Source organism: Flavobacterium sp. LC2016-23 (assembly GCF_009674775.1).
Taxonomy (GTDB): Bacteria; Bacteroidota; Bacteroidia; order Flavobacteriales; family Flavobacteriaceae; genus Flavobacterium.
Genome location: NZ_WKKE01000015.1, coordinates 82575 through 105239, shown reverse-complemented (window position 1 = coordinate 105239; position 22665 = coordinate 82575). Strand labels below are relative to the sequence as shown.

The window sequence follows — 22665 nt, the reverse complement described above, 5'->3', positions numbered from 1 at the left end:
TTTTTATAAATGTTTAAATTCTGTGATAGCATCAAAACTTGGACATGCTTTATGAACATTTGGAAAATCCCGGTGTCCTTGAATTTTTGCGAGTGGAAACTTTAATTTCAATTCTTTGAGCTTTTTTAAAAGCGATGCCTTTTGCGCTGGTGTTCGGTTATCAATTGGTTTGTTGTTCTCATCCACACCTCCGATATAAGAGATGTTAATCGAAACACTATTGAAGCCTTGAACCCCGTTTGAAACTTTGTCAATTGACAATAGTTCAACAATTTCACCATCGGGTTTAACAATAAAGTGATAGCCGGGCATTTTCCAGCCTAATTGCTTTTGCCAATAGCTTTGAATTGCGCTAATGCTCGTTTTTTGAGAAGTCGCTGTACAGTGCACGACTATATACTTTATATTTCTGGGCATAATTATTTTTGAATTTTAGCTTTGTATTCTTCCAAAGCGTGAATGATTGTATCAGCTTTTTGATCTTCAGTGTGTAACTCTAAAAAACTAGCTAACTGTTTTAGTTTCGTGTAGTTCTCCTTTATTAAACCTGTGTTTAAAAGCTCTTTTTGCTCGGCATTCAGTATAATAGCTGACTCGTCGAAATCTAAGTCCTCAATTACCTCAAGACGATTTGTGTCTATATGCGGTGTTACATTTTTATCTTCCAATGTCGAGGCATGATTTGTGGCAAAACCTAAGTTTTCAAACACATTACCATCTGATGTTGAATAGACAGTATCTTTTGCGTTAGCTTGTGCAAAATAATTGGACACAATCTGAGCAACGGCATCATTTAATGATGCCGTTGCTTTTACCTTTTCCTTACTCATCTTAGCTTAGAATTGCTCCTAAAAATTTAGGATTTGATGCACGAATGTTACCAACAAGAGCTCTTTGAGCAAAGGAAATTTCGTCAGCTTGAGAAGCAGCAGAACGAATAGTTTCATAAACTTCAGTATCTCCAAAACATCTAAATGTTTCGTCAGAGCACCAAGTGAAAGAGCAATTTTTATCATCAACAGCTTTTACCGTTCCAAAAGGTTTTTTTACTCCGGCAACAGTATATAAAGCTGTCTTGTTGTAACGGAAAATTTTAAAGCCATACATTTCGTTAGTATTCAAAATTTCCTTGTAGAGCTTGTAATCTTCTTTTTTGATTATCGCCATGTGCTCCGCTGTCAAGCAAAGGTTTAGATTATCGTAAATATCCAAACCATTGTAAAACGCTTGCATATCAATGATGGCATCAATAAATTTACCAGCTCCAACAGTAATGATTTTGTTATAAGTGTTGTTTGTGGCAGGAGCCCAAGAAAACGCAGCTCTTACACCCATGTTTTTAGCCAAAGCCGTTTTATGACGGTTTGTAACAGAAAGGCGTTTGTTGTATTGCAATTCAATTTCCTGTAAATCTCTATGACGAGTTCTGTCAGTTGAGTAGGTATTTAATACCACTTCATTCGGTATGTCCGTAATTGACGCAAGCGGTAAATCTGTTTCAGAACCTGCAAAATAGTTCTCATGAACTTCCGGTTCAATTCCCGCTTCCGCAAGGTGTAATTTATTACTTTCTACATACTCGGATTTATCCGTAGATGCAAAAACGAAACTATTATCTGGGATTGGATTCTCCTGAATGCCTGCAGCCCAAATTTCTTTTTGTAAAGCCATTTATATGTGTGTTTTATGATTAGTTATTATTTACTTTGTGGATGTCTCACACCGCCAGCATAATCTTTTGCCAATTGTGCGTATTTTGCAGGATCTGCGTCTCTAATTTTACCGAGTTTAACCGGATCATGTTTTTGCAGATAATCGAATGTTTCCTGACCTTCAGCAGTAGATGCCGGAATGCTGGCTTTACCTGTCAGAACAACCTCTTTGATTGTTGAATGATTTCCGGCAAGAACATTAGCAGCTTCTTTGTCAGCAATAAGTTTGCTTAAAATTACTTTTTGGCCTGCTGGATCAGCTTCATAAGCAGTTAATTGCACAGCCTTTAATCCATCAGGAAGTAATCCCAGTTCAATGACTTTATCTATCAATTGAGTACCCTCTTCTTTGGCAAGTTCTGAGAATTGCTTTTCAAGTTTTGCAACTTTAATATCTGACGTTTCTTTCGCTAATTTTAGCGTTTTAATTTCGTTTAGTAATGCAGTTTCATCTGCGTCCGCACTCAATGATAATGCGATGGCAATTGTTTTAAATTGTGACATATTTTCAGTTTGTTTTATATTTACTTTGTTTAATTTGATTGGGTCAAATTCTCCTCTCGAAAGTTTAAGCGCCCGATCATTTCCACCAATAGGTACAATCGAGATTTCAACAAGTTTACACTTGGTTACAGTTTCGTAGGCTTGACCTTCTAAAACTAATTCGGGCTCCATTGAGGTTTCGATAACATCAGCATATATAGACGTCATTCTAACATAACCACGTTGAACTTTACCAGCGATTTTTTTAGCAAACGGATCTTCTTCGTCAAATTCGATAGTGGCTATTAACTTAGTTCCATCTACTGTTAATGCTAAACATCTTCCGACTACTTCGCTTCCTCTATTTTCTTCTTTTTGATTCTCCCGAGTATGTATGTATAAAACAACCGGATTTCTTAAATACTGCTCATAGTCAATACCGCCTGTTAGAACCCTGTATTTATATTCATTTACATCTTCTGTGTTTACAACAAAGTCATGTGTCATTGGCAATTGTTTTATGTATTTCTTAATGTTTGGTGAGGCAAAATTGAAGCGTTTTTGAAGTAAAAAAAAATAGCTAATCAACTGTTGTATGAAATCAAAACAACCCTTGTACCAATACTTTACAAGGTTTGAAGAGTTAATTTTTATAGCCTTATTATATATCGAATTTTGCCCTATGACTGATATACTTTTAAACAAAACAGGGGATTTACTCATTCAAAATGGTGATATCGTGATTGGCTATTCTGATAACCAGCATCAGGAAGATATTTTACTAGCAAGCAAGGGAGATTATAAAGAGTTTCCTGAATTAGGAGTGGGAATAAGCAACATGCTAAATGAGGATGATTTTATGCCGTTTTTAATAGAGGCTAAAAAGAACCTTGAATATGATGGAATGATAATTAACAATTTAAAGTTTGAGGAAAACGGAAATCTAAATATCGATGGCTATTACAAATAAAATTAAAGGTCGTATGACCGCTGCTGAAAGCGACTATAAAAAAAGTCAGGCAAAAGACTTATTCGTCAAAGGATTTTCTCTGACGAACATTTCTGAAATCATTGGAGTAGGTGTAAAAACTCTATCTAATTGGCGAGAATTGTATGGCTGGGACAATGAAAAAGAATTAAACAGTATTCGTCCCAGTGAAATCAAAAAACTGATCTTACAATACGTATTGGATATTCGTGACGGTAAAAAGCCTACTCATAAAGCTGACGATTTAGCAAAGATTTCAGCAGCATGGGATCGAATGGATGACGATAGAAAAAAGGCCGTACACACAATGGAAAGCTTTGACGGTTTCAGTCAATTTATGATTGTTATGGCAGGAACAAGCACAGGTAAAAAGCGTGATGAAATCTTAGAGTTATTACAGGCCATCCGCGTGTTTTTTGATAAATATGTAAATGAACTTGTAAGCAATGACTAAGACGGAACTCAAAGAAGCATTAGAAAAATACAGCAGGGAGTCGAAAAGAATTCAGTTGCTTTCGAGTCATTCTTTATTTAAGGAAACTACTGCAGAACAAGAAGCGCGAATTAAACACCTTTTAAAACCTGAAAACTATTTAGAGTTCTTTGAATACTACTATGGTGTTAACTCTGGTTTAGCTCTGGCAGATGCACCGTCAGCGAGATTCCATTTAACAAGCTATTTAGAACTGTTTAAAAACCCTTTAATCAAACAACAACGACGTTGGTTTCGTGGAGCAGCTAAATCAATTCATACCAATGTTGGGAACCTTACGCATCTTAAGGAAAACAACGAAGTTAACTTTGGACTAATTATAGGACGTACGCTTGATGCTGGAAAATTATTGCTTTCCGATGTTCAAATGCATCTTGAAAGTAATGAGCGATACATTAAAGATTTTGGCACTCAAATGCAATATGGTTCCTGGGCGGATGGACAGTTTGAGACGAACGATAAAAAAATGTTTAAAGCTTTAGGTTTAAACCAACCTTTCAGGGGTTTACGTAATAATGCCAGTCGACCGGATTTTGCCTCGATGGATGATTTGGAAGACAGAAAGCAAGCCAAGAACGCTGAGCTAACGAGAGAAAATATTCAGAAATTAACAGGTGATTTAGGTAAGGCAGGTCAAAAAGGTCGATTCCGTCAGGTTATGGCTAATAACTACATTGTAAAAAACGGTATTGTTGACGGGTATGCAGAGGAAAATAAAAGATCCCCAAACCTTAAAATTTCTACTGTAAATCTCTGCGATGATAATTTTAACCCAAGTTGGCCAGAGAGATACACAAAACAGGAATGTATTGACATTGTGAACGACACTGATTTTCACACAAGCCAAAGAGAGGATTTCAATAATCCAATTGAAAAAGGTAAACGAATTAAGGCAGAATGGATTCGGTATAAGAAAACACACGGAAACCAAATTTTTAGCGGGCTTATTTCTTTTTGGGATTTATCATATACTAAAAATGGGAATTTCAAAGGGGGTGCTGTGGTGTCAATAGAGAAAGGTAGAGCTCACGTCCTAAAGTTATTTAATAGGCAATGTGAACGACCTGAAGCTATGAATATGCACTACGAATGGCAAAGGGAATTTAATGAAAAAGGAATGTCAATTATTTCATTTTACGATGCTACAGCCGCACAAAAAATAGTATACGAACCTGATTGGTTGGTTGCTTGCGAGGAAAACAATGCCGTTGATATTCCAATACCTGATCATGCTTCTGGTGACAAACATGATAATATTGATGCTACATTAACAAGTGCATTTATGCGTGGATTAATCACTTTCGATGAACGCCTGAAAGATACAGATGATATGGAAAAAACATTCGAGCATTTAACGGCATTTGAAAAAGGGTGTACAAGTCCCGATGATGTTTTGGACGCATTAGAGCAGTGTGTGCGTAAAGGAAGATTACTATTCGGCTATTCGCAAAAAGAAGACAATAATTCAAAACCATTAATAGGAAAGAAAAAAACAAAGCGAAGAGTATGACACCACGTAAAGAACTATTTATAAAGGTACAAGAGAAACTTAAAGAAATTCCCGAATTAGAATTGATCGATTTACAAAGAAAACAGTTCAGTAATGGTAAAGACAATTATCCAAGCTATTATACTGCCGCATTGATAGAGATAAAGTCCATTACATGGGCAATGATGGTTGAACAAAAGCAGGAAGGAAAATGTACGCTTGACGTTACATTCTATTGTAAAGACGGGTGGATGGATCAACATGATACAACCTCAGATCCGGAGCACGGCTTAATTGAAATTGACATCATTGATAATATTGTAGAAAAACTTCAAGGTTTTCAAGGCGATCAGTTTAAGCCTTTAAATCACACTTACGAAGAACCTGTCGAAGAGGGTGACGAAATTATGAGCTATAAACTCTCATTTGAAACCTCTATTTACAGATTAATAAACCAAAAATATATCTATAAAAAACTCAAAATAACTATATAATGTTTTTAGAACAAAACGAATTAAAAACGGTGGGTGTTGATGATATAATCAATAAAATCATTAATAATGATACCACGATTGTCACAGATATAATTAAGGAAAACATTGATTTAATGTCGTCCTACTTGTTTCAATATTATGACACGGAATCCATTTTTAATGCCACTGGTAATCAAAGAAGCTTGACGCTCCTAAAACATCTTAAAGGACTGGTTATTCACGATATCTATATCAGAAGAACGAAGGATGTAAATGAAGCTGCGAAAGTACGAGCTGACGAAGCGCTCTTATGGCTTGAAAAAGTCTCCAGCGGAAAGATTAAGCCTCAATTGCCTATTAGAACTGAAGATACCGACGGTGATGGAAACCCAGACAAACCCACAACCTTTTTAAAACTGGGAAGTCGTAAAAATTATCCAAATGGCTGGTAGTTTAGAGGATTTACAAGATTTACTAAATAAGGCAGCAAAGGAAATGCCTGATAAAGCACTTCGGATTATAGGGGTTGAGGGGCTAAAATTCATAAAGAAAAACTTCAGGGATCAGGGTTTTAATGATACCGGGCTTCAAAAATGGCAGAAGCGTAAAACTACCGATAAAAATGGTAGAGATATAACAAGGTATATCCGCGGGAGAAACACCGGAGGTGTAACAAAGTTTGGACTTAGAAATGCTGATAGAGCTATACTTGTCGGCCATGATACCGGAGGAGATAAATTAATAAATTCATTCAGCTCGAACATTATTAAGGCAAGTAGCCAGGTGCACTTTAGATCATCTAAAAAATATGCCGGCCGACATAATGAAGGTCTTGACGGAATGCCGCAACGTCAATTTATGGGAAAATCAAAATATTTGGACAACCAAATAAGTCAGAAAATTAAAAAAGAATTAGACAAACTACTAAGATAATATGAAGTCAATATTTAATAAAGTACAACAGACAGCCAAACAGGTTATCAGAAATAGCAGAGTGAATTTTTCAGGAAATGCACTTAATAAAAATGTAAGTTTATCAAGTAATGATCCTGACCATATCAATAAAATAACGAATTTAATGGTTGATGTAATCAGACGTCAACGTCGATTATATCGAAAAGAAATTAATGATTGGCAATCAGCACGTTTTTCCTTTTATCAGGCAGAAATTCCAAGATTTTATCCAATGCAGGAAGTATATGACGATATTATGTTAGACGCTCATTTAACAGCAGTAACCGAGGATCGAACATTACGAACAACAAACAAAGATTACATATTCGTTATCGATGGTAAAAAGGATGAGAAGTTAACCGAATTTATAAAAGATCAAGAATGGTTTGATGTTGTACTGGATGAAGCACATAAATCTATATATAGAGGAGAAACCTTTATCTGGATTAAGGATTATGAAAAAGGTAATATAAAAAAGGTAGAAACTATAGATAGAGGTCTGATTGTTCCGGGACAAAAGATTCTTTTAAGAGATATCAACGGCAATACTGGTTTAGATATATCAGAAGTTAACGATGTTCTTCTATATGCAAATTTCTATAGCGATATTGGAATACTAGAAAAGGCAGCGGTTTACACTATTTTAAAACGTCATAGTTGGGGTAGTTGGGATGAGTTTGAAGAGTTATTCGGAATACCAATCAGAATCGCTAAAATAGCCTCTCAAAGTGAATCAGTAAAAAATGAAGTAGCTGGCTGGCTTGAAGAAATGGGAAGCGCACCTTACGGTGTTTTTCCAATGGGTACTGAAGTTGAAATTAAAGAAAATACAAAAACTGATTCTTTCAATGTTTTCTTTATGAAAATTCAAGCGTTGGATAAAGAGCTTTCCAAATTGATCTTGCACCAAACCATGACCACCGAAAACGGTTCCAGTAGATCTCAGGGTGAAGTACACGAAAATACACTTGGTGAAGTTACCACTTCAGACAGAAAAAAGATGCTCTCCTTTCTTAATAAAAGGGTAGTTCCGGCAATGCGAATGTTAGGTTATAAAATCCCTGATAATGCCAAAATTGGTATTGAAAAAACTATCGTTGCAAAAGATCAAATTGAAATTGACAGCGAAATTCTAGGGGCTGGTTATGTATTAAAGCAAGATTACATGGAAAGAACCTACGGAGTTGAAATCGAAAGCATGCCAGGGGATAATCAAACCAAAGATAAGCAGAATCCGGGAAAGGGTTAAGCCTACTAAAATTGCACTATCGTTCGAACTGTTGTGATTCTGATCATAATATAATCGAATTAAAAAAGGATGGTCTTTTTAGTAGGCTGATTGAAAGTTATATTCGTGAAATATTCAATAATATTCCGGGAAGTAAAGATTTAATAAAATATTACTTTGATCTTTTAAATGAAGGATTAAATGTTGGATATAGCCCTACATCACTTTTTTATGATGCAGATCTTGCATCAGCTTTAAAAAATGACATTGCCTTATTTTCAGCTTTTAAAGAAAGTAGCTTTAGGAAACAATTAGAATCTTTTCTTACTGAAAATGGAGAGGTAGTTCCGTGGTCTAAATTCAAAAAGAAGGCCTTAGAATTAAATGTGGAATACAACGAACGATATTTGAAAACGGAATATCACCATACAGTTGCGACAGCCAATAATGTTGAAAAATGGAAGAGTTTTGTTGCAGATGCTGATCTATATCCAAACTTAAAGTACAATGCGATAAATGACTCCAGAACTCGTGAAAAGCATCGTATACTGGATGGCTTAATTTTGCCAATAAACCATCCTTTTTGGAAAGATCACATGACTCCCATTGATTGGGGATGTAGATGTGATGTAGAACAAACTGATGAAGATCCTAGCGATGTCATACCGGAATTTGAAGCCAAAGCCGGATTTAAAAACAATGCTGCCATTAGCCAAAAAATATTTGGGGAAATTGCTTATAAAGACACTTTAAGTAAAAAAGAAATCAAAGATGCAGAAAAAGCAGCAATTGATTTGCTTGAAGAATAATTCTTAGAGAAATTGAAATAATGTAGGTTGTGAAGACTCTACAGGTTTAGCATTATCATTGTAAATGCCTTCGTATTTAACTATCGCTTCAACAGTTCGGTTTGCTAAAAAGGATTTATCACCAACCTCTTCAATGATTGCATCGATACGCCATTTAGGGTTCTTTGCCTGTAAATCATAGAAAAGTTTTCTTACTTGGTTATTTCTGGCGGTAAGTCTTTCTTGGCGTGTCATACGGCAAAGATATGTAAGATAATGCTAATTTTCAAATGAACTTTTTGAGCATAAAAAAAGCCTCCATAGTGGAGGCTTTTTTTATGAAAAATGTATTTAAAGGCATAAATATATAATGTAAAAAGGTGCTGATACGATTAAAAGTAGCAGGCTTATTAAAATCACCTTAATTAAATAAATGACAAAAATGCAAAAATAGGGTGTTTTATAGTCATCCTCTTGAAAATAGGTTTGTCTTACTTTGGCTCTTAACTCTCTAATCTCTTCGTCAGATATGTTAATCTCTTCGTCAGATAGGGGTACATTGTCCATAATGTTATTTGTTGTTACGAATTTCATTCAAAATTAGAAAAAAAGTCGAAATATATGAGAACGAACACTAAAATTATTATAATGATTACTAATATACCCAAACGTATGTTTAATTTTCGATCTAACTTCGCATGTGTTTTTGCTAGTTCTTTTTCGTGATAATCTCTGATTTGTTGATTTCTATCTGACATGATTATAAAAGTATTTACTTGTTTTTTAATTGTTTTACGGAAAACCTTACTATTCGTTATCGTCGACAATATCAATAACTCTTTGAATAGGTTCTCTAATTTCTAATTCATCGAGCAATGTCTCATACTCCTCATTAATTTTATCTCTTTTCTCTTGAAAACGTTGTAAAGAATCATCCCCTAGATATTTTTCAATGATTTCAGTAACTAAATTTTTAGCAACTCTTGGCATTGTTACAATTACATTTGCCTCACATTTTCTCGCACCAACTGTTTTAAGATAATCTCTTACATAAGGCATTTTGTTGTTTCTGTGTCGAGTATCCGCTAAATCTTTACCGCTACCCGTTACTAAATTATCAATCCATGTAAATCCATTTTTTTGAATAAAATCATAATTCAATCCAAATCTATCAATTATCAAATTTTTAGGATTATATCCGTTTTCTCCATCGTTCCAATAAACATCTTTTACGTCATTAAGATTACTACGTAGTGTTTCAGAAATCCGCAAGCCATCTGGATCATGATCCCCACAATAAAGTAATACACATTTTAATCCTAAATTTTCAGCCTCCTTAAATCTTCGAGCATATTCTGCTCTTTGGGAAATTGAACTCCAACCTTTAGCATTTGCAATTGGAATATGATATTCTCTACAGACGGGTGCGAACAATGTTACAAGGTCAATCTTTTCAACAACCATCTGTATATAATATTCTTCTCCATCCCACCAATCAGGACTAAAATATTTCGCACCGTCTAAAACGTCCGATAACATCCATTTTAATACTGACTGTAATGTTCTATCGTCTGGTTTCTCAACACCTGAAAATGCTCTACTTGATTCTTCAGCGACGAAATCAACAGGGAGATAACCTTCTTTTCGACAGTCATTAATAGCATTCGCAATCTTATCAAATTGATCCTTATTTATATATCCTGATTGCTCCATTATGTAGCACCAACCTCTTGATGAAACTTTAAATCCTATTCTATCACTTAGTTCTTTGACTAATTCTGCAAATTCAATTTTTCTTTGCTTAGTTAGTTTTTTTGTAAAATCAAATTCCATATTTACAATTTTATTTAGTTAGTTTTATTGATCCCACCAACGCTGATTTATATAAACCTCTGCATAGGGAAATGATGAATTTTGCTTAATTTTTTCTTTTATAAATTCCGGAGTCTTCAGGAAGATCTTTATACGATCAACTTCTTTTAACTTATTGAATCGCTCCATTGCAAGCTTTTTCTTTGAAAGGGGATTTGGGGGGTATAACTTCCAAAATGCAATAAATGACAGGGCAGGCTCACCGACTTCAACCTTGGTTGTTTTGTAAAGGTTTGACCAAGCTTTTATGTGATCTTCTTTCCATGGAAACTTACCGTCGAGATAAAGAAACTTTTCCTGCTTTGGTTTCAGATCACCTTCCAATACATTAAAGAAGATTAAAACACCGTTTAAATTGTATTTAAACTGCCATATATCACCGGATTGCATTTTAACGGTATATGTTCGAACAAGGCTCATTTTCTTAAATTATTTCATGTAAATTGTAGTAAACTTGAATTCCCAGATCTTTAGCAGTTTTAAGCTCAATTTTTGCTCCTTTACTGTCTTTATAGCAGGGCATCATAAAAATTGCGTCACATGATTCTAATGCTTGTAAACACATCCCCATTGCAGTGTACCAATTTTCTTTTGAGTTGTTTACAACTTCTATCGGGTTGACCACATCAAAGCCTTTTGCTTCAAGCTCAATTTGCATATTTTTAAATTTTGCTGCTGTCGGTTCTGGCAGTTCTCCGGTTACTTTGCCCGCGATGTATATTGTTTGATTCATTTTAAAATAATGTTAATTGTGAATATTCTACTCTCTTCTTTTTAACTTCCGATAACAGCCATTTAAGCGCTTTCTCTTTAGGATTTTCTTTGATTTTTCTCTTTATAGTTTTAATTTCATTGACCAGAACTGCGTGAATTGTTGTAGGTTCTTTGTATTGATCAACGTAACCCAATGTATCAGAATAAAGACATGTTGAAAATCGGTCTTTAGAATGGCTATAAAGTTCAAAGCTGATATGTTTTCCTTTTTCCACTTTAAAAATCGTTCCCTTCATGCAAGCTTTTGATTTATTACACCTAATATTTCCCTCGTTACATTGTATCTTTCGGTATTGTCATAATCCATGTAGAGATAAAGAAACTGATGTAAAGCGAACGCTTCGTAATACTTTAAAGAAATTTTAAAAGCTTTTGCTTCTTGTCTCTTTTCAATGGCTTTTTTAAGTAATTTACACGATACATCATTCATTAGGAATATGAAGCTTTTGCGATCCTTCATTTCGCCATGTACACTAGCAGGTAAATTATCAGCTATAAATGCATTCAAAAAAGACAATTGATAATTTGTAAATTTAAGTTCTACTTTCATCTTAACATTCGGTTTCAGGTTTTGACAATTGTTTTTTGCAATCTGAGCAAATAAGGACTGTAGTTTCGCATCCACATATAGCTTCAAGCACTTTTATTTCAGCTACATCATGCAAGCAAACTTCGGTGATACTATATTCTTCCATCTTAATGGCGTAAACCGCAATTTGAGCAATGTAGATTGCCGTATTTTTCTTTTGTCGGCATTTCAATTTCACATTCAAAGCAATATAGTTTTGGCGTTGATTGCTTTTTTTCAGCACGTGCCAATCTTATAAGTAAAGTGATTATAAGTGCCACTATCAAACAGCTACCTAAGAAAAAATTTTGTGTTTGTGACATATTATTTAAAGTTTTTAATTGTTATAGAATCGAGACAACTGATAATTTTAGACACCTCCTCCGGAGTCATGTCTTTTAAAGGTTTCCTAACTGGTGATTTATCGCTCTTTAAAAATTCACCAAACCTGTTTAAGTCTGGAACTTCTCCCCACTTTTCATTTTTGACAACCCATTGAAGCGTTCTTAATTGGGAGAGGATTGTTCGATGCTGTTTGTTTTTTTTGTCAAAAAATCCCCAATTGTTTTTACTTGAATTTCGGCTAGCCTGAACAATATTTTTGAGTTGGCTTTTCGGCCTGTTATAATTATCTATCGCAGAACCTTCTCCTGTGTATAGATATGGTGCATTAACTGTTTTCATTACCGTCTATTTATTTTTAATATTTGTTCCTGAGACGGGATTCGAACCCGCCAAAACCTCCGTGCTCAGGGAACCTAATTAACTATCCTTTGTAAGTTGCTTTGGTATGTTTTTTAAATCTGTCATTATTAATCACAAGCTTTTCATATCGTGCAAAAGCACATAGTTCTTTGTCAGAGAGATCTTGTTTGCAAGTCCAGTTATTAAACTGATCTTTATGAACTAAATGACCATTCACAGTGTATTGTTCATGATCTGTTATAGGTTTTATTTCTACGTTCATTCTGTCTTTGTTTACGGGTTATTGTAATTTTAAAATGTAGCCAAGCTATATAGGTAGCTATTGGATTTTTATATGCTCTTAGCAGCATTCCCGCTAAGAGAATAATTGTGGTTATATATGGATTCATAGACTGGAAAAGTTTAAAATTATATTTTGCCAGTGTCCATTAGCATCTTTAAGTTTGAACTCATATCCGAAACCTTTTAAATGGTTTGAAAACGATTCTTTTATCAATCGTAGGCCTTCTTTCCATCGTGGATCATCAAACTTATCTTCATGCTTATATAAGTCCATTACACGGCTGTATTCGAGATCACCATTAGCATTTCGTTCTAAAAAGCTTAAAAGGATTTCATGAAGCTTTACATCACGTTTTTTTATTGTATCACTTAAAAACTCTTTAATAAGTTCTATTGCTTTTGAACTTCTTTCATCCCAAGACGGTTCAGTGTCTCGACGACGTTTAATTCTCATTGTGTCCTCAGCATTAGAAATTGAAAAGCCACCTTTTGAATTACCTCTAATCTTTCCGTAACCAGCAAGTTTTAGTGCTTGGTCTTCCATTTCGATATGCATATACTGTTTAAACTCGCCTAATTCTCTAAACAGAGCCTGTGCAGTTAGCATCATGGTCAGCACTTTTTCATCTCTGTTTTTTTCGTATTCCGCTTTTTCTTTCTCCAGTTTCTTAGCTTCAGATTTTTTTCGGTCTTTTAATGCTGCTTCTAATTCCGAAGTTGAAAGTTGATCTACTGGGTTGCTTGTTGTTGTATTCATAATATTTGAGTCTTTAATTTTTATGTTAATTGTATTGTTCGTATCTTCTTTTAAAATTTTCAAGCCAATTGGTTTGTTTAATAATGATTACACAGGTTTTAATCTTTAATTCAATCTTTTCAGAAACCTGATATTGTCTTACTTGGTTTTTGTCGATTTCACCATGTTTATATGCAAGAAAATCTCTTATGGATGCTCTTTCCTGACTGAGGCATATCTTTTCGCCATCTGTTAAAATGTCACGCTTACGATATTGCGTTTCATCTTTAATTTTCACTGGTATTTCTTCAAACAAAAAGGAGTTTATAATGTCTAAGAAGTCTAAGCGGTTTTTCGCTTCCTGTTCTGTTATGTTTGAGTTTATCATTTCTTTTTTTCTAAGAGTTCATTAATAATTTGGGTTAAATCACTTTGAACCTTTTTTCTATTCTCATGATTAGGGTTATCATTGAGCCATTGTTCTAGTTCTATTTTTTTATTTTTTCTTTGTCTTGGTGTCATATAATTAGTTTAGTTTGGCGATTTGGATTTCTATTTTTAAACCAGGTATTCTTGCTGCTTGTTCTTTGTTCTCATGTTTTTTTGCAAAGTCGAGTAGTGCTTTCGGGAATTTTGACATTAATCTGCTTATGTACTTACAGTAAAGCCAATCTTTGTCTTTTCCACTTGTATCGGGATAAGTTTCTATAATCTTATCAAACTCGGTTTCTTCTTTTTCGAGTTCGATCATAAACCACTTATTAACTGATGAACATGCTAATACTTTTTGAAATTCCACGGCTGTAATGGTTACACTATCTACCCAGTAGAGCCAAAAAGCGAGGATTAAATCTTCTTTTGTTTTGTGTACTTCCAATTGACTCATTAAGAAGTCTTCTGCTGATTCCTTTGTTATTTTTGATCTCATTTTACTATTTTAGAACTTTAAACAATTTCTTTCCAATATTTTGCGGCCTTTTGTGCCCAAATAACGAATGGTTCGCCACCACCGTTTAACCTTCCATCAGGGAATAATTTAAATCCCTCAACCCATAATTTCAAATCAACGTCATACATTATATCGTCAGCTAATGCACCTTTGGGTAAGCTTCCTTTTGCTTGTGAAATCCAAATAATTCCTTTTCCTTTTTTTAGCATCAATTCCTTTAATTGGTAATATTGTGCTTTTGTTATTCTAGTATATTGAACTGAATCGATAAATAGAAAATCAGGTGATTTGGGTTTGCTCATTCTTTCGATTAGATCTTCAAATGGTTCTCGATCTAGTAACATAAAAGAGTTTCCGAGGGTTTCCATGTGGTTACGTACAAGTGCTTTTTGAATCGTTGCAGAAAGACCCTGCTCTAAAGAATCAAAAGCTACTTTTCCGAAATTGGTTAAATACTTGGCAAACTTGATTGCTGCCTCCGTTTTACCGTTTGTAGTGCCGCCCCAAATTATTGCCGAAAACGCTTTATCCGGTTTTCCGAGAGTTGCTTCCCACTCACCAGAAAAATCAAGCTCATTGAATTTTTTTGAAAGAACGTTTGATACTGAATAAGCTCTATTGATTTTCTTTGTCATTTCTCTGTTTAATTCTGTAAATAGTTGACTGATTAACTCCATACATTTCGGCAATTTCTTTACTGGATTTGCCTTTTAATAATTCGATAATCGTTTCAACATCCGACTGCTGTAGTTTTTGTTTAAACATCCCTACACCATTTGTTGCACCTTCTTTCCATTCTAAATTAGAATAGTGATTACCTAAAAGAAGATCTATTTTGCTGGCTCGTTGTTCAGAATGCTCTCTCAAGCCGTTCCAAGTCTCACAAACCAATCTCGCAACTGAGTGAGCCTTATTAATGAAATTTACTTTTAGTGTTGGTGTGTCCCGTGTGTGATCGTTTTTAAAAACCCGGAGCAAAACATCCTTATAGTAAATTTCTGTACCATCTTCGTTTACACGAAGTCCTTCGATTATTGGGTGATTTCGAAATTCCATTAGGACGCGCGTTTGTGTGAAAAAATTAATCTTCTTACACGTCTAAGATCGCCGTCACAATCTTTTGAAATAGTTCTGATGATAGCGGTATCTTCTATACCGTTCGCTCTGCAAATTTTCTCAACATCGCTATATGAGGTATTTTCAAGTTCAATGAAACGAAGTCCAACGCGGCTATAAATTTCTCTGTAGCCTTTCTTTTCCATTGCTACACCTCGTCTGATTCTTTTTTCCAAAAAGTGAGTAGCCATCAATACAATTCCGCAATGATTTTCAAGTGCATTATATAGAGTGATGAAGAACAGAAGTACATTATCCGCCAACTTATCGGCTTCATCTAAAATTATGATTGGTGATTCAAGTGATTTTAGAAGTAAAACCGCCTTGTGCATCATTTCTGGAAGTGTCAGCCCTGCGTGATCTTTACCCATTTTTGCTAACAATTCACGTAGAAACCAGCGTTTGTCCCAGTATTCGTTGCAGGATAACAAGAAAGCGTTTTTGTTTTCACCTTCGTACTTTTCAGCAGTTTTTGACTTTCCTGCTCCAGCTTTACCAGTAATTGCCATGACCAGTGAAAATTGTTGGCTATCGTTGAAAAACTCTTCTAGCTCTAATGAATTACGCGTTTCAGCATGATTCCAGCCACTTGCACTAACGCCAACATACTTTGCTACTTTTCGCCACATTTCGTCAGCGATTAGTTCCCATTTATGATTACGCATTTGCGATAAGGTTGCAGCCGATACTCCTGACATGCCAGCAGCAACTTGATTTTGAGATCCTTTTTGTAAAATAAATTTTTCTAAAGCTTCTACGGTTTGGATTTTGTCTTGGTGTGTCATTTTTTATAGGTTTAATAAGGGTTTAAACAGTTTTTAATATTTTGAAAATCTCGAATGAAAGGCACCGCTATCGGTTGCCATTTGTTCCTCTTTGGGTAAATGTCCTTGAAACTTAACCATCAGCTCTTGTTCCTCAATTAGGCTTTCTCTACTAATACCACTGCGTTGAATTAATCGTTCGTATGCTTCCTGATCTCGTTTTAACTCGGCATCACGAACAGCAATATCTTGAAGTAAAAGAGCCTTTGAATTTTCTTTCATCAAAACCGGAATTGATTCGTGCATTCTTTTTGATTGGGCGTAGGCTATGAATCTTTTTTCTCCTGATGGTGTCAATTCGTAGAGTCCGACAAATTCATCCAGTCTTTCTGGATCATATCGAACAATGAGGCTTTCTCCAACATATTTTTGCCTAAAATTTAAATCCACGTTGTTGGTTTCGTCATAAACCTCATAGAGATAATCTTTACCTTCAACAGTAAGCGGCATTCCGTGAGCGTAATATTTTTTAGTTTTGGTTTCATCAATCCAGAACATTGACAATTGATCCATTATGTTGATTTCTTCACGATGCTGAGTTTCTTGATTGTACATTTCGATTCTACTGTACTCCCAATCTTCTTGTTTTCCTGCGTTCCAGATATTAACAGCAGTAAGCCACCATTTAGTCAATTCGTCAACTGTTGGCAAAGCATTTTTATACTCTACAATAAAATCCGTGTTTGGCTTGTTAGTTGCAGTTCTAACCTTTATGCTCTGTTTATCCGAAAACCACATCTTGCCAATAACTTGTTGCTGTAGTCTATTAAAGATTTGTTCTGCTGGAGATGATTTCCGCCCAACCTTGTGACTGTAGTGCGTTCCTCCTTTTGCGGGTAGCTTATCATATAAGTCCTGCATACGGTCTGATTTATGCCCTGACTGCTTATCATAAGTGAACAAAAATGGACGACAACCTGATTCATTAACAGCCATTTTAACCGCTCTAAAGTGTGAAGCGTGGTTTTCGCTATATGCAATATCCCAACCAATGATTTTTTCGCTGTAAACGTCAAAAACAACGTTGATTTTTAATTCAGCAGCCATCTTTTGTTTGTTGTTAGCAAAGTGTACCCAATCCAACTTTGTACCATCAATCGCCCACCACGCATTCGGGAACCATTCTGTTCGATTACGTGTTACAGTGTGACCGAAATGCTTCATATATTCGTCTTTTCCATCACGAGCCAGCATCCACACTCTTTTTTGTTCTGGTTTGTCAAGCCAAGCACCAACGGCACGCTCGCTTAAACTTTTCCATCCCTTTGATTCACGAACTGATTCATAAATTTTTATAATTTCTGATATCGTGTATTTAATAGGCAAACAGTACTGTGATAAAATGAAGTCGGCAACTTCGTCAACAATTTTAGAAGGATTGGAGTTAAGCCATTTTCCACTAACTATTGAACCGTAACCTTCATCTTCATACTTTTGGATAGCTCTCTTAAACGATACCACATTTTTATAACGGGTGTGCATCCAAGTATCCGGTAATTTGGCAATGGCTTCTAGCATACGATCCCACATTTGTTTTTTTCCTCCGAAACGTTTCTGAACAACCACGTTTGTTGCGATATGCTTTGCAGCATTAAACATTATTGCTTGATGTGTATACTCTTTCTGTTTTTCTTCAGGTAAATGTGATCCGTTGTCAAGTAGGTAATCACTAAAATATTGTTCAGCAGCATGATCCCAATTCATATAGTCACTAAAGACTATGTTTTTCACACTAGCGTAAGGATCACCAACCTTTTCACGAATTAACTTTTTAAATCGGTCTGGGATTGATTCGTACGCAACTAAAGCTTTACGTCCATTGCCACCAATAGTCACTTTTTTAATTTTACCTTTTGAGCACAAAAATTTATAGTTAGCTTCCGACATTATTTCTGATGAATAAAGCCACGTGCTAGCGACACACAATGTATTTTGTTGATACTCGAACATAGGATTTAGATTAAATGTTATTTTGTAAATCCTTTACTAAATTCTCTCTACTGGTAACAATTCTATCTAGTGCATCAAAGGCTTCAGAATTCCCACGAATAAATCTTTTTTTGGCCGCATCTGGAGAGCAACTAAGTGCAGCTGCGAGAGTTGTGAAATCTCCGTACTGCAACCTTAGCTCCAAAGCATCAATTTCTTTTTTAGTTTTTTGTCCGTTTGTTAGGACATTGTCATTTTTCTCCATAGTTTTGTCTTGTTGTCGTGACAAAGATAGATAAAATAATATCCCAAAAACATATCATGGATAAAAATATATCCCTTATAAAAGAAAGAATTTTACAATATGCTGAATTTAAAGGGCTTGGCAAAGAAAAATTTATTACCGAATTAGGCATGACCTACGGTAATTTTAAGGGAACACAAAAAAAAACTTCCGTAAATTCTGATTTTTTAGATAAACTTTTATCTGCGTATCCAGAAATTAATATCGAATGGTTATTATCTGGAGTAGGAAGCATCGAAAAAGAATCTTCATTACATACACCAAATGAGGATCGTGATTTTCTTATGAAAATACTCCCTAAACTAGGTGATGAAATTCATAATGAAGCAAAACTTTTTGATGATAGTCAAGAGCCGGAAATCTTAATAAATTCGAATGGTAATAAATATTTTGTTTACCCTGATGGCACTATAAGAATAGAGGTTATCAAAATTCCATTTCACGCATACGCTTCATACGTAGAGTGTTATAATGACGAGGTAGTTTTAAAAGAAGAATTTTCCACAATCACTTTTAAGGTTGATCATATTGGCCGTGGTAACTATGTTGGATTTGAATCTGTTGGTGAAAGTATGTGGAATGGTGGAGGTTATGATACGCCTTCAGGTGCTGACATGTTAGGAAGGGAAGTCGGTAAGCATTTATGGTGTAATGGTTTTCATAATACAAAATATGGCTTTGTCGTCATTTCAAAAGAAGGTATTTGGCATAAAGATATCCAATGTTTAAACGACGATGGCAGCATAACATTAACTTCGCGTAATCCATTATCAAAACCGTTTAATTATCCTTTAAATGATATATTACAGGTATTTCATGTTATTAAACGCTCTTTCTAGTCTTAATTATCTTAAAATAAAAGACTTATCCATAAATTTACATATTTAAGAATGGTAATATCCCTATGAGTAGGGATATTTTTTTATCCATACGCTTCTATAATTACGTAACAACCCCAATTTTATCACTAATATTTTTTTTATTTTCCTAACTGCAACACTAACCGCAACACTAACGGCAAAAATGTTATGACCCTCTTATATTATTGTTTTATATTTGACACTTTCAGGAATAAAAAAACCGTTTAAAGCATCCTTTAAACGGTGTCAATTATTTCGTTAAACGCTAATATCAGGGCTTTTAAGGTAGTTTTAAAGCCTGTTAGTTAACTAAGTGGTAATAGTAGTGTTTAAAGTGTTTAATAACGGTCTATTAAAAGGTATTTAATAGGCACTTAAATACTTTTCGTTTGAAGTTGGATTTCCGGGTATTTTTAAGGTAATCACCCTATTTTCGGGGGTTTTCGGGGGTTTTTTGGTTTAAGAGTATTGATACTTTTGGTTATACCCCCTATAATGCGGTCGGGCTATCCGTACTACTGTGGTAGTTCACTCCTATCCCTCACGCAAATCGTCGTAAAATTACAACTAATAATTTCAAAAATTAAACTCTCCAAAAATAATTCTGAAATTAAAGCCACAAAGTCTTGAAAGAAAATTTAAAACAGGATATCCTCAATATGCAACAAAAAACAAAAAACGCAAGGTCTCCAAAAGACACTTGCGTTTTCTTATGAGAAACTATCTTTAGAGTATATTATTTTACTTTAAATAATTTTTCCAAATATTCTACCTTTTCTTTTTCGGCCTGAACCAGTTCTTTCTCAGCCAGAACCAAACGTTCGTAAAGTTTTATTTGTTGTTCATGAGCTTCGATTAATTTATCCAATGGATTAAATGTGCAGCCATAATGTACTGCAGAAGAATTATCCATATGATAAGTATTTCCAATAATATTTAAAACAGCTTCTTCCGAGAAATTCTTAATCGCTTCCACAGTTACGCCAAGTGCCTTTGCTACTTCAATTAACTTCTCTTCTTCAATAGTTTCGCTGTTTTCCATAATAGAAACCGCCTGCTGATTGGTTCCCAAAGCCTGCGCCAAGGCTTCCTGTTTCATGTCTTTCAGTTCACGAATACGGCTGATTTTTCGCCCTATGTGATTTGGTTTTGTTGCTGTGCTCATACTTCAAAGATATTTAAAATTCTTTTAAAAAATAGTGCCCCATAAAAATCAAGTTTTCTTATTAGAATACTATTTTTTGGCTCACTTTTCTGTTTACAAAATATAATATTTTTCTTATATAAAAAATATTTTTTTTCGTTTATTCTATCGGAATGCTTGTACTGTTGACAATACTTCAATCTTTGATTCTATCCTTAATTCTGACAGTCTGACATTATATTTTGTTACGTCATTTCTCCGTCACGTTACCGTCACTCCTCCGTCACCGCTCCGTCACTCCTATACATGAATGTTTGGTAGGATTTCTGGGGTATTTTAACCTTTTCCGGTCACATTGTCAGGAAAATGGGTGATTCGAATCGTATTACCCCATTTACTGAAACACTGTTTTTACTATATTAATGATATAATTACTAATTCAGGCTATTGGCCCCCGCTAACCGAATATTTCTAATGAAAAGCTGCGGAAATATATGTAGACTGCATCCAAAAAGTTAGACACTATTTAGGGCTGTTGAAATGAGCAGCTTTTTATTTATGGCAATCGCCAATCATCAGTTCTTTTCTACAACTTATAATGATTCATCAACATCTTCTCATAAACCGTATCCGGAAGAATTCGCTTTAATACGATCGAAAATTTCTGCATAAAAACACCCACTTTGTAGTGTACATTTGGTTTCTTAGCCTGCATAATTTTATAGATTGCCTCAGCCATTTCGTTCGGATCGCTTCCGGCATTTACGTGTTCGTTCATGGTAGAAAGTACGTCTCCGTACACTTTTTCGTAGGCAGAACCTGAAATTACAGGGGCATGATAACGTCCCGCAGCAATATTGGTTGCAAAATCACCCGGTGCCACATTGGTAATATCGATCCCAAAAGATTTAACTTCCATACGCAAGGCTTCGGTAATGAGTTCCAGCGCCCCTTTTGAAGCCGAATAAACGCTTCTGTAGGGCAATCCCATATAACCTGCGATAGAAGTAATATTGATAATCAGACCTGATTTTTGTTCGCGCATCTGAGGCAAAACGGCTTTCATGACCTCAATCGGACCGAAGAAGTTGGTTTCGAAATTATTCTTGATCTCTTCCATCGGAATTTCTTCCAAAGGCCCGGTAATTCCCACTCCGGCATTATTGATCACCACATCTAAGCGTCCTGTTGTGGCAATAATTTTGGCTACAGCCGTTTTTATGGAATCTGCATTTCGAACATCGAGAGCTACAAGAGGAAAAACAGAATTAAATACTTTTTCAGGATTTCGGCTGGTTCCGTACACGGTGAATCCTTTTTTATGTAAAAATTCTCCAATAGATTTTCCGATCCCCGAGGATCCTCCGGTAATTAAAACGACTTTATTCATTTTGAAAAGTTATGAGTTTTGAGTTATGAGTTATGAGTTATGAGTAGGTTCGTTAAGGCAAACTTATAAAGGATAAATTCTACATGTTGTGGAAAAACATAAAAATATACGTCATATTTATTTTTTACCGCAGAGAACGCAACGATTTTTATCTACTAATCTATTATAAAGCGCAAAGTTCGCAAAGCTAAATCAATACAAAGCTTTGCGAACTTTGCATTTTACAAAAGCTAAAAGTAAAAAACTTAGCGTACTTTGCGGTAATTTTTTTCTCTCTAAAGGTTTTGGGATTGATCCCTTATAACCTCTAACACATAACTTTTAACTTTACAAAGTCCCAAAAATAAAAAAATCCTCCATAAGGAAGACCGTTTTTGTATTAATTCTAAAAAAATCCCGAAACTTAGGGACGATAAAATAAAAAATGGCAAGCGACCTACATCGCACCGCTCAACCACGTACCCTTGCTATGTTCCCATCCTGGGGGAGTCTGCAGGAGCTGGTCGTGTAGGACTTGCCGGTGCAAATATACAATCTTTTTATATTTTTGCAAGAGCTTTGTTGCTATAAAAATATCGTCGTATATTGGCATATTCAAATTTTT

The 22665-nt window shown here is 35.0% G+C and carries 32 protein-coding genes and 1 other RNA gene; 9 read left to right on the top strand and 24 right to left on the bottom strand.

The features are described 5' to 3' along the window. Window positions 1-3: 3 nt before the first annotated feature. The 4 genes from GJU43_RS14020 to GJU43_RS14005 are packed head-to-tail and all read right to left on the bottom strand — an operon-like array spanning window position 4 to window position 2702. Complete coding sequence (locus GJU43_RS14020; RefSeq protein ID WP_154341379.1) at window positions 4-417, bottom strand: N-acetylmuramoyl-L-alanine amidase; 414 nt, start codon at window positions 415-417, stop codon at window positions 4-6. Between the two features lie 2 nt (window positions 418-419). Then, complete coding sequence (locus tag GJU43_RS14015; RefSeq protein ID WP_154341378.1) at window positions 420-830, bottom strand: hypothetical protein; 411 nt, start codon at window positions 828-830, stop codon at window positions 420-422. 1 nt (window position 831) lies between these two features. Beyond that, a complete protein-coding gene (locus GJU43_RS14010) occupies window positions 832-1671 on the bottom strand; it encodes a hypothetical protein (RefSeq protein WP_154341377.1) in 840 nt (279 codons plus the stop codon). 26 nt (window positions 1672-1697) lie between these two features. Continuing rightward, window positions 1698-2702: an HK97 family phage prohead protease gene (locus tag GJU43_RS14005; RefSeq protein ID WP_154341376.1), complete on the bottom strand. Its 1005-nt coding sequence runs from the start codon at window positions 2700-2702 to the stop codon at window positions 1698-1700. 175 nt (window positions 2703-2877) lie between these two features. On the opposite strand from GJU43_RS14005, the gene GJU43_RS14000 reads away from it, so the two are divergent. The 8 genes from GJU43_RS14000 to GJU43_RS13965 are packed head-to-tail and all read left to right on the top strand — an operon-like array spanning window position 2878 to window position 8629. Then, window positions 2878-3165, top strand: coding sequence for an oxidase (locus GJU43_RS14000; RefSeq protein WP_154341375.1), 288 nt, complete (start codon window positions 2878-2880; stop codon window positions 3163-3165). After that, window positions 3149-3637, top strand: a complete 489-nt coding sequence (locus GJU43_RS13995; RefSeq protein ID WP_229655063.1) for a hypothetical protein — start codon at window positions 3149-3151, stop codon at window positions 3635-3637. The genes GJU43_RS14000 and GJU43_RS13995 overlap by 17 nt, the downstream gene beginning before the upstream one ends. Then, a complete protein-coding gene (locus GJU43_RS13990; RefSeq protein WP_154341374.1) occupies window positions 3630-5186 on the top strand; it encodes a hypothetical protein in 1557 nt (518 codons plus the stop codon). The genes GJU43_RS13995 and GJU43_RS13990 overlap by 8 nt, the downstream gene beginning before the upstream one ends. After that, window positions 5183-5659 (top strand): hypothetical protein, encoded by a 477-nt coding sequence (locus GJU43_RS13985; protein ID WP_154341373.1) that lies wholly within the window; start codon window positions 5183-5185, stop codon window positions 5657-5659. Before GJU43_RS13990 ends, GJU43_RS13985 begins: the two co-directional genes overlap by 4 nt. After that, window positions 5659-6090 carry a phage protein Gp36 family protein gene (locus GJU43_RS13980; protein WP_154341372.1) on the top strand — a complete coding sequence of 144 codons (432 nt, stop codon included), beginning with the start codon at window positions 5659-5661 and terminating at the stop codon, window positions 6088-6090. The genes GJU43_RS13985 and GJU43_RS13980 overlap by 1 nt, the downstream gene beginning before the upstream one ends. Continuing rightward, on the top strand, window positions 6080-6571 hold the full coding sequence (locus tag GJU43_RS13975; RefSeq protein ID WP_154341371.1) for a phage morphogenesis protein: 492 nt from the start codon (window positions 6080-6082) through the stop codon (window positions 6569-6571). The genes GJU43_RS13980 and GJU43_RS13975 overlap by 11 nt, the downstream gene beginning before the upstream one ends. A 1-nt stretch (window position 6572) precedes the next feature. After that, window positions 6573-7841 (top strand): DUF935 family protein, encoded by a 1269-nt coding sequence (locus tag GJU43_RS13970; protein WP_154341370.1) that lies wholly within the window; start codon window positions 6573-6575, stop codon window positions 7839-7841. An 11-nt stretch (window positions 7842-7852) separates the two neighbouring features. Beyond that, window positions 7853-8629, top strand: coding sequence for a phage minor head protein (locus GJU43_RS13965; RefSeq protein WP_154341369.1), 777 nt, complete (start codon window positions 7853-7855; stop codon window positions 8627-8629). A gap of 3 nt (window positions 8630-8632) precedes the next feature. On the opposite strand, the gene GJU43_RS13960 is transcribed toward GJU43_RS13965, so the two are convergent. From GJU43_RS13960 to GJU43_RS13880, 17 genes are all read right to left on the bottom strand, one after another. Then, complete coding sequence (locus GJU43_RS13960; protein WP_154341368.1) at window positions 8633-8863, bottom strand: hypothetical protein; 231 nt, start codon at window positions 8861-8863, stop codon at window positions 8633-8635. A gap of 552 nt (window positions 8864-9415) precedes the next feature. Beyond that, window positions 9416-10441: a hypothetical protein gene (locus GJU43_RS13955; protein ID WP_154341367.1), complete on the bottom strand. Its 1026-nt coding sequence runs from the start codon at window positions 10439-10441 to the stop codon at window positions 9416-9418. A 24-nt stretch (window positions 10442-10465) separates the two neighbouring features. After that, the gene (locus tag GJU43_RS13950) at window positions 10466-10870 is read right to left on the bottom strand and encodes a hypothetical protein (RefSeq protein WP_154341366.1); all 405 of its coding nucleotides are present in this window, start codon (window positions 10868-10870) and stop codon (window positions 10466-10468) included. A 34-nt stretch (window positions 10871-10904) separates the two neighbouring features. Next, window positions 10905-11213 (bottom strand): DUF4406 domain-containing protein, encoded by a 309-nt coding sequence (locus tag GJU43_RS13945; protein WP_154341365.1) that lies wholly within the window; start codon window positions 11211-11213, stop codon window positions 10905-10907. Window position 11214: 1 nt separating this feature from the next. Further along, complete coding sequence (locus GJU43_RS13940) at window positions 11215-11490, bottom strand: hypothetical protein (RefSeq protein ID WP_154341364.1); 276 nt, start codon at window positions 11488-11490, stop codon at window positions 11215-11217. Further along, entirely contained in the window at window positions 11487-11891 is a 405-nt protein-coding gene (locus tag GJU43_RS13935) for a hypothetical protein (RefSeq protein ID WP_154341363.1), read from the bottom strand. The genes GJU43_RS13940 and GJU43_RS13935 overlap by 4 nt, the downstream gene beginning before the upstream one ends. Window positions 11892-12146: 255 nt before the next feature. Next, window positions 12147-12506, bottom strand: a complete 360-nt coding sequence (locus GJU43_RS13930; protein WP_154341362.1) for a hypothetical protein — start codon at window positions 12504-12506, stop codon at window positions 12147-12149. A gap of 82 nt (window positions 12507-12588) precedes the next feature. Further along, the gene (locus GJU43_RS13925) at window positions 12589-12789 is read right to left on the bottom strand and encodes a hypothetical protein (RefSeq protein ID WP_154341361.1); all 201 of its coding nucleotides are present in this window, start codon (window positions 12787-12789) and stop codon (window positions 12589-12591) included. Window positions 12790-12912: 123 nt separating this feature from the next. Beyond that, window positions 12913-13629, bottom strand: coding sequence for a DUF3164 family protein (locus GJU43_RS13920; RefSeq protein ID WP_195760047.1), 717 nt, complete (start codon window positions 13627-13629; stop codon window positions 12913-12915). Beyond that, entirely contained in the window at window positions 13592-13933 is a 342-nt protein-coding gene (locus GJU43_RS13915) for a hypothetical protein (RefSeq protein WP_154341359.1), read from the bottom strand. Before GJU43_RS13915 ends, GJU43_RS13920 begins: the two co-directional genes overlap by 38 nt. Further along, window positions 13930-14067 (bottom strand): hypothetical protein, encoded by a 138-nt coding sequence (locus GJU43_RS13910; protein WP_154341358.1) that lies wholly within the window; start codon window positions 14065-14067, stop codon window positions 13930-13932. Before GJU43_RS13910 ends, GJU43_RS13915 begins: the two co-directional genes overlap by 4 nt. Window positions 14068-14071: 4 nt before the next feature. Beyond that, on the bottom strand, window positions 14072-14473 hold the full coding sequence (locus tag GJU43_RS13905) for a hypothetical protein (protein WP_154341357.1): 402 nt from the start codon (window positions 14471-14473) through the stop codon (window positions 14072-14074). Between the two features lie 17 nt (window positions 14474-14490). Continuing rightward, window positions 14491-15129: a hypothetical protein gene (locus GJU43_RS13900; protein ID WP_154341356.1), complete on the bottom strand. Its 639-nt coding sequence runs from the start codon at window positions 15127-15129 to the stop codon at window positions 14491-14493. Further along, window positions 15110-15550 carry a helix-turn-helix domain-containing protein gene (locus GJU43_RS13895; RefSeq protein ID WP_154341355.1) on the bottom strand — a complete coding sequence of 147 codons (441 nt, stop codon included), beginning with the start codon at window positions 15548-15550 and terminating at the stop codon, window positions 15110-15112. Before GJU43_RS13895 ends, GJU43_RS13900 begins: the two co-directional genes overlap by 20 nt. Then, the gene (locus GJU43_RS13890) at window positions 15550-16395 is read right to left on the bottom strand and encodes an ATP-binding protein (protein ID WP_154341354.1); all 846 of its coding nucleotides are present in this window, start codon (window positions 16393-16395) and stop codon (window positions 15550-15552) included. The genes GJU43_RS13895 and GJU43_RS13890 overlap by 1 nt, the downstream gene beginning before the upstream one ends. A gap of 33 nt (window positions 16396-16428) precedes the next feature. Continuing rightward, window positions 16429-18384, bottom strand: coding sequence for a hypothetical protein (locus GJU43_RS13885; protein ID WP_229655062.1), 1956 nt, complete (start codon window positions 18382-18384; stop codon window positions 16429-16431). 10 nt (window positions 18385-18394) lie between these two features. After that, window positions 18395-18628 carry a hypothetical protein gene (locus GJU43_RS13880; RefSeq protein ID WP_154341352.1) on the bottom strand — a complete coding sequence of 78 codons (234 nt, stop codon included), beginning with the start codon at window positions 18626-18628 and terminating at the stop codon, window positions 18395-18397. 56 nt (window positions 18629-18684) lie between these two features. Between GJU43_RS13880 and GJU43_RS13875 the strand changes: the two genes are divergently transcribed. Next, on the top strand, window positions 18685-19506 hold the full coding sequence (locus GJU43_RS13875) for an XRE family transcriptional regulator (RefSeq protein WP_154341351.1): 822 nt from the start codon (window positions 18685-18687) through the stop codon (window positions 19504-19506). A gap of 757 nt (window positions 19507-20263) precedes the next feature. On the opposite strand, the gene GJU43_RS13870 is transcribed toward GJU43_RS13875, so the two are convergent. From GJU43_RS13870 to ffs, 3 genes are all read right to left on the bottom strand, one after another. Beyond that, window positions 20264-20692 (bottom strand): helix-turn-helix domain-containing protein, encoded by a 429-nt coding sequence (locus GJU43_RS13870; RefSeq protein WP_154341350.1) that lies wholly within the window; start codon window positions 20690-20692, stop codon window positions 20264-20266. A 565-nt stretch (window positions 20693-21257) separates the two neighbouring features. Next, complete coding sequence (locus tag GJU43_RS13865) at window positions 21258-22061, bottom strand: SDR family oxidoreductase (RefSeq protein ID WP_154341349.1); 804 nt, start codon at window positions 22059-22061, stop codon at window positions 21258-21260. Window positions 22062-22483: 422 nt separating this feature from the next. Continuing rightward, window positions 22484-22581, bottom strand: an RNA gene (ffs, locus tag GJU43_RS13860) — signal recognition particle sRNA small type. Between the last annotated feature and the right edge of the window lie 84 nt (window positions 22582-22665).

What these genes read in the sequence shown, in the direction of transcription:
- GJU43_RS13985 (WP_154341373.1), top strand. Translation starts at nt 5,183, where the DNA reads ATGACACCACGTAAAGAACTATTTATAAAGGTACAAGAGAAACTTAAA.
- GJU43_RS13995 (WP_229655063.1), top strand. Translation starts at nt 3,149, where the DNA reads ATGGCTATTACAAATAAAATTAAAGGTCGTATGACCGCTGCTGAAAGC.
- GJU43_RS13880 (WP_154341352.1), bottom strand. Translation starts at nt 18,628, where the DNA reads ATGGAGAAAAATGACAATGTCCTAACAAACGGACAAAAAACTAAAAAA.
- GJU43_RS13945 (WP_154341365.1), bottom strand. Translation starts at nt 11,213, where the DNA reads ATGAATCAAACAATATACATCGCGGGCAAAGTAACCGGAGAACTGCCA.
- GJU43_RS13910 (WP_154341358.1), bottom strand. Translation starts at nt 14,067, where the DNA reads ATGACACCAAGACAAAGAAAAAATAAAAAAATAGAACTAGAACAATGG.
- GJU43_RS13875 (WP_154341351.1), top strand. Translation starts at nt 18,685, where the DNA reads ATGGATAAAAATATATCCCTTATAAAAGAAAGAATTTTACAATATGCT.
- GJU43_RS13975 (WP_154341371.1), top strand. Translation starts at nt 6,080, where the DNA reads ATGGCTGGTAGTTTAGAGGATTTACAAGATTTACTAAATAAGGCAGCA.
- GJU43_RS13980 (WP_154341372.1), top strand. Translation starts at nt 5,659, where the DNA reads ATGTTTTTAGAACAAAACGAATTAAAAACGGTGGGTGTTGATGATATA.
- GJU43_RS14000 (WP_154341375.1), top strand. Translation starts at nt 2,878, where the DNA reads ATGACTGATATACTTTTAAACAAAACAGGGGATTTACTCATTCAAAAT.
- GJU43_RS13970 (WP_154341370.1), top strand. Translation starts at nt 6,573, where the DNA reads ATGAAGTCAATATTTAATAAAGTACAACAGACAGCCAAACAGGTTATC.
- GJU43_RS13950 (WP_154341366.1), bottom strand. Translation starts at nt 10,870, where the DNA reads ATGCAATCCGGTGATATATGGCAGTTTAAATACAATTTAAACGGTGTT.
- GJU43_RS13865 (WP_154341349.1), bottom strand. Translation starts at nt 22,061, where the DNA reads ATGAATAAAGTCGTTTTAATTACCGGAGGATCCTCGGGGATCGGAAAA.
- GJU43_RS14020 (WP_154341379.1), bottom strand. Translation starts at nt 417, where the DNA reads ATGCCCAGAAATATAAAGTATATAGTCGTGCACTGTACAGCGACTTCT.
- GJU43_RS13960 (WP_154341368.1), bottom strand. Translation starts at nt 8,863, where the DNA reads ATGACACGCCAAGAAAGACTTACCGCCAGAAATAACCAAGTAAGAAAA.
- GJU43_RS13895 (WP_154341355.1), bottom strand. Translation starts at nt 15,550, where the DNA reads ATGGAATTTCGAAATCACCCAATAATCGAAGGACTTCGTGTAAACGAA.
- GJU43_RS13940 (WP_154341364.1), bottom strand. Translation starts at nt 11,490, where the DNA reads ATGAAGGGAACGATTTTTAAAGTGGAAAAAGGAAAACATATCAGCTTT.
- GJU43_RS13990 (WP_154341374.1), top strand. Translation starts at nt 3,630, where the DNA reads ATGACTAAGACGGAACTCAAAGAAGCATTAGAAAAATACAGCAGGGAG.
- GJU43_RS14015 (WP_154341378.1), bottom strand. Translation starts at nt 830, where the DNA reads ATGAGTAAGGAAAAGGTAAAAGCAACGGCATCATTAAATGATGCCGTT.
- GJU43_RS13890 (WP_154341354.1), bottom strand. Translation starts at nt 16,395, where the DNA reads ATGACACACCAAGACAAAATCCAAACCGTAGAAGCTTTAGAAAAATTT.
- GJU43_RS13870 (WP_154341350.1), bottom strand. Translation starts at nt 20,692, where the DNA reads ATGAGCACAGCAACAAAACCAAATCACATAGGGCGAAAAATCAGCCGT.
- GJU43_RS13915 (WP_154341359.1), bottom strand. Translation starts at nt 13,933, where the DNA reads ATGATAAACTCAAACATAACAGAACAGGAAGCGAAAAACCGCTTAGAC.
- GJU43_RS13955 (WP_154341367.1), bottom strand. Translation starts at nt 10,441, where the DNA reads ATGGAATTTGATTTTACAAAAAAACTAACTAAGCAAAGAAAAATTGAA.
- GJU43_RS14005 (WP_154341376.1), bottom strand. Translation starts at nt 2,702, where the DNA reads ATGACACATGACTTTGTTGTAAACACAGAAGATGTAAATGAATATAAA.
- GJU43_RS13900 (WP_154341356.1), bottom strand. Translation starts at nt 15,129, where the DNA reads ATGACAAAGAAAATCAATAGAGCTTATTCAGTATCAAACGTTCTTTCA.
- GJU43_RS14010 (WP_154341377.1), bottom strand. Translation starts at nt 1,671, where the DNA reads ATGGCTTTACAAAAAGAAATTTGGGCTGCAGGCATTCAGGAGAATCCA.
- GJU43_RS13930 (WP_154341362.1), bottom strand. Translation starts at nt 12,506, where the DNA reads ATGAAAACAGTTAATGCACCATATCTATACACAGGAGAAGGTTCTGCG.
- GJU43_RS13885 (WP_229655062.1), bottom strand. Translation starts at nt 18,384, where the DNA reads ATGTTCGAGTATCAACAAAATACATTGTGTGTCGCTAGCACGTGGCTT.
- GJU43_RS13925 (WP_154341361.1), bottom strand. Translation starts at nt 12,789, where the DNA reads ATGAACGTAGAAATAAAACCTATAACAGATCATGAACAATACACTGTG.
- GJU43_RS13905 (WP_154341357.1), bottom strand. Translation starts at nt 14,473, where the DNA reads ATGAGATCAAAAATAACAAAGGAATCAGCAGAAGACTTCTTAATGAGT.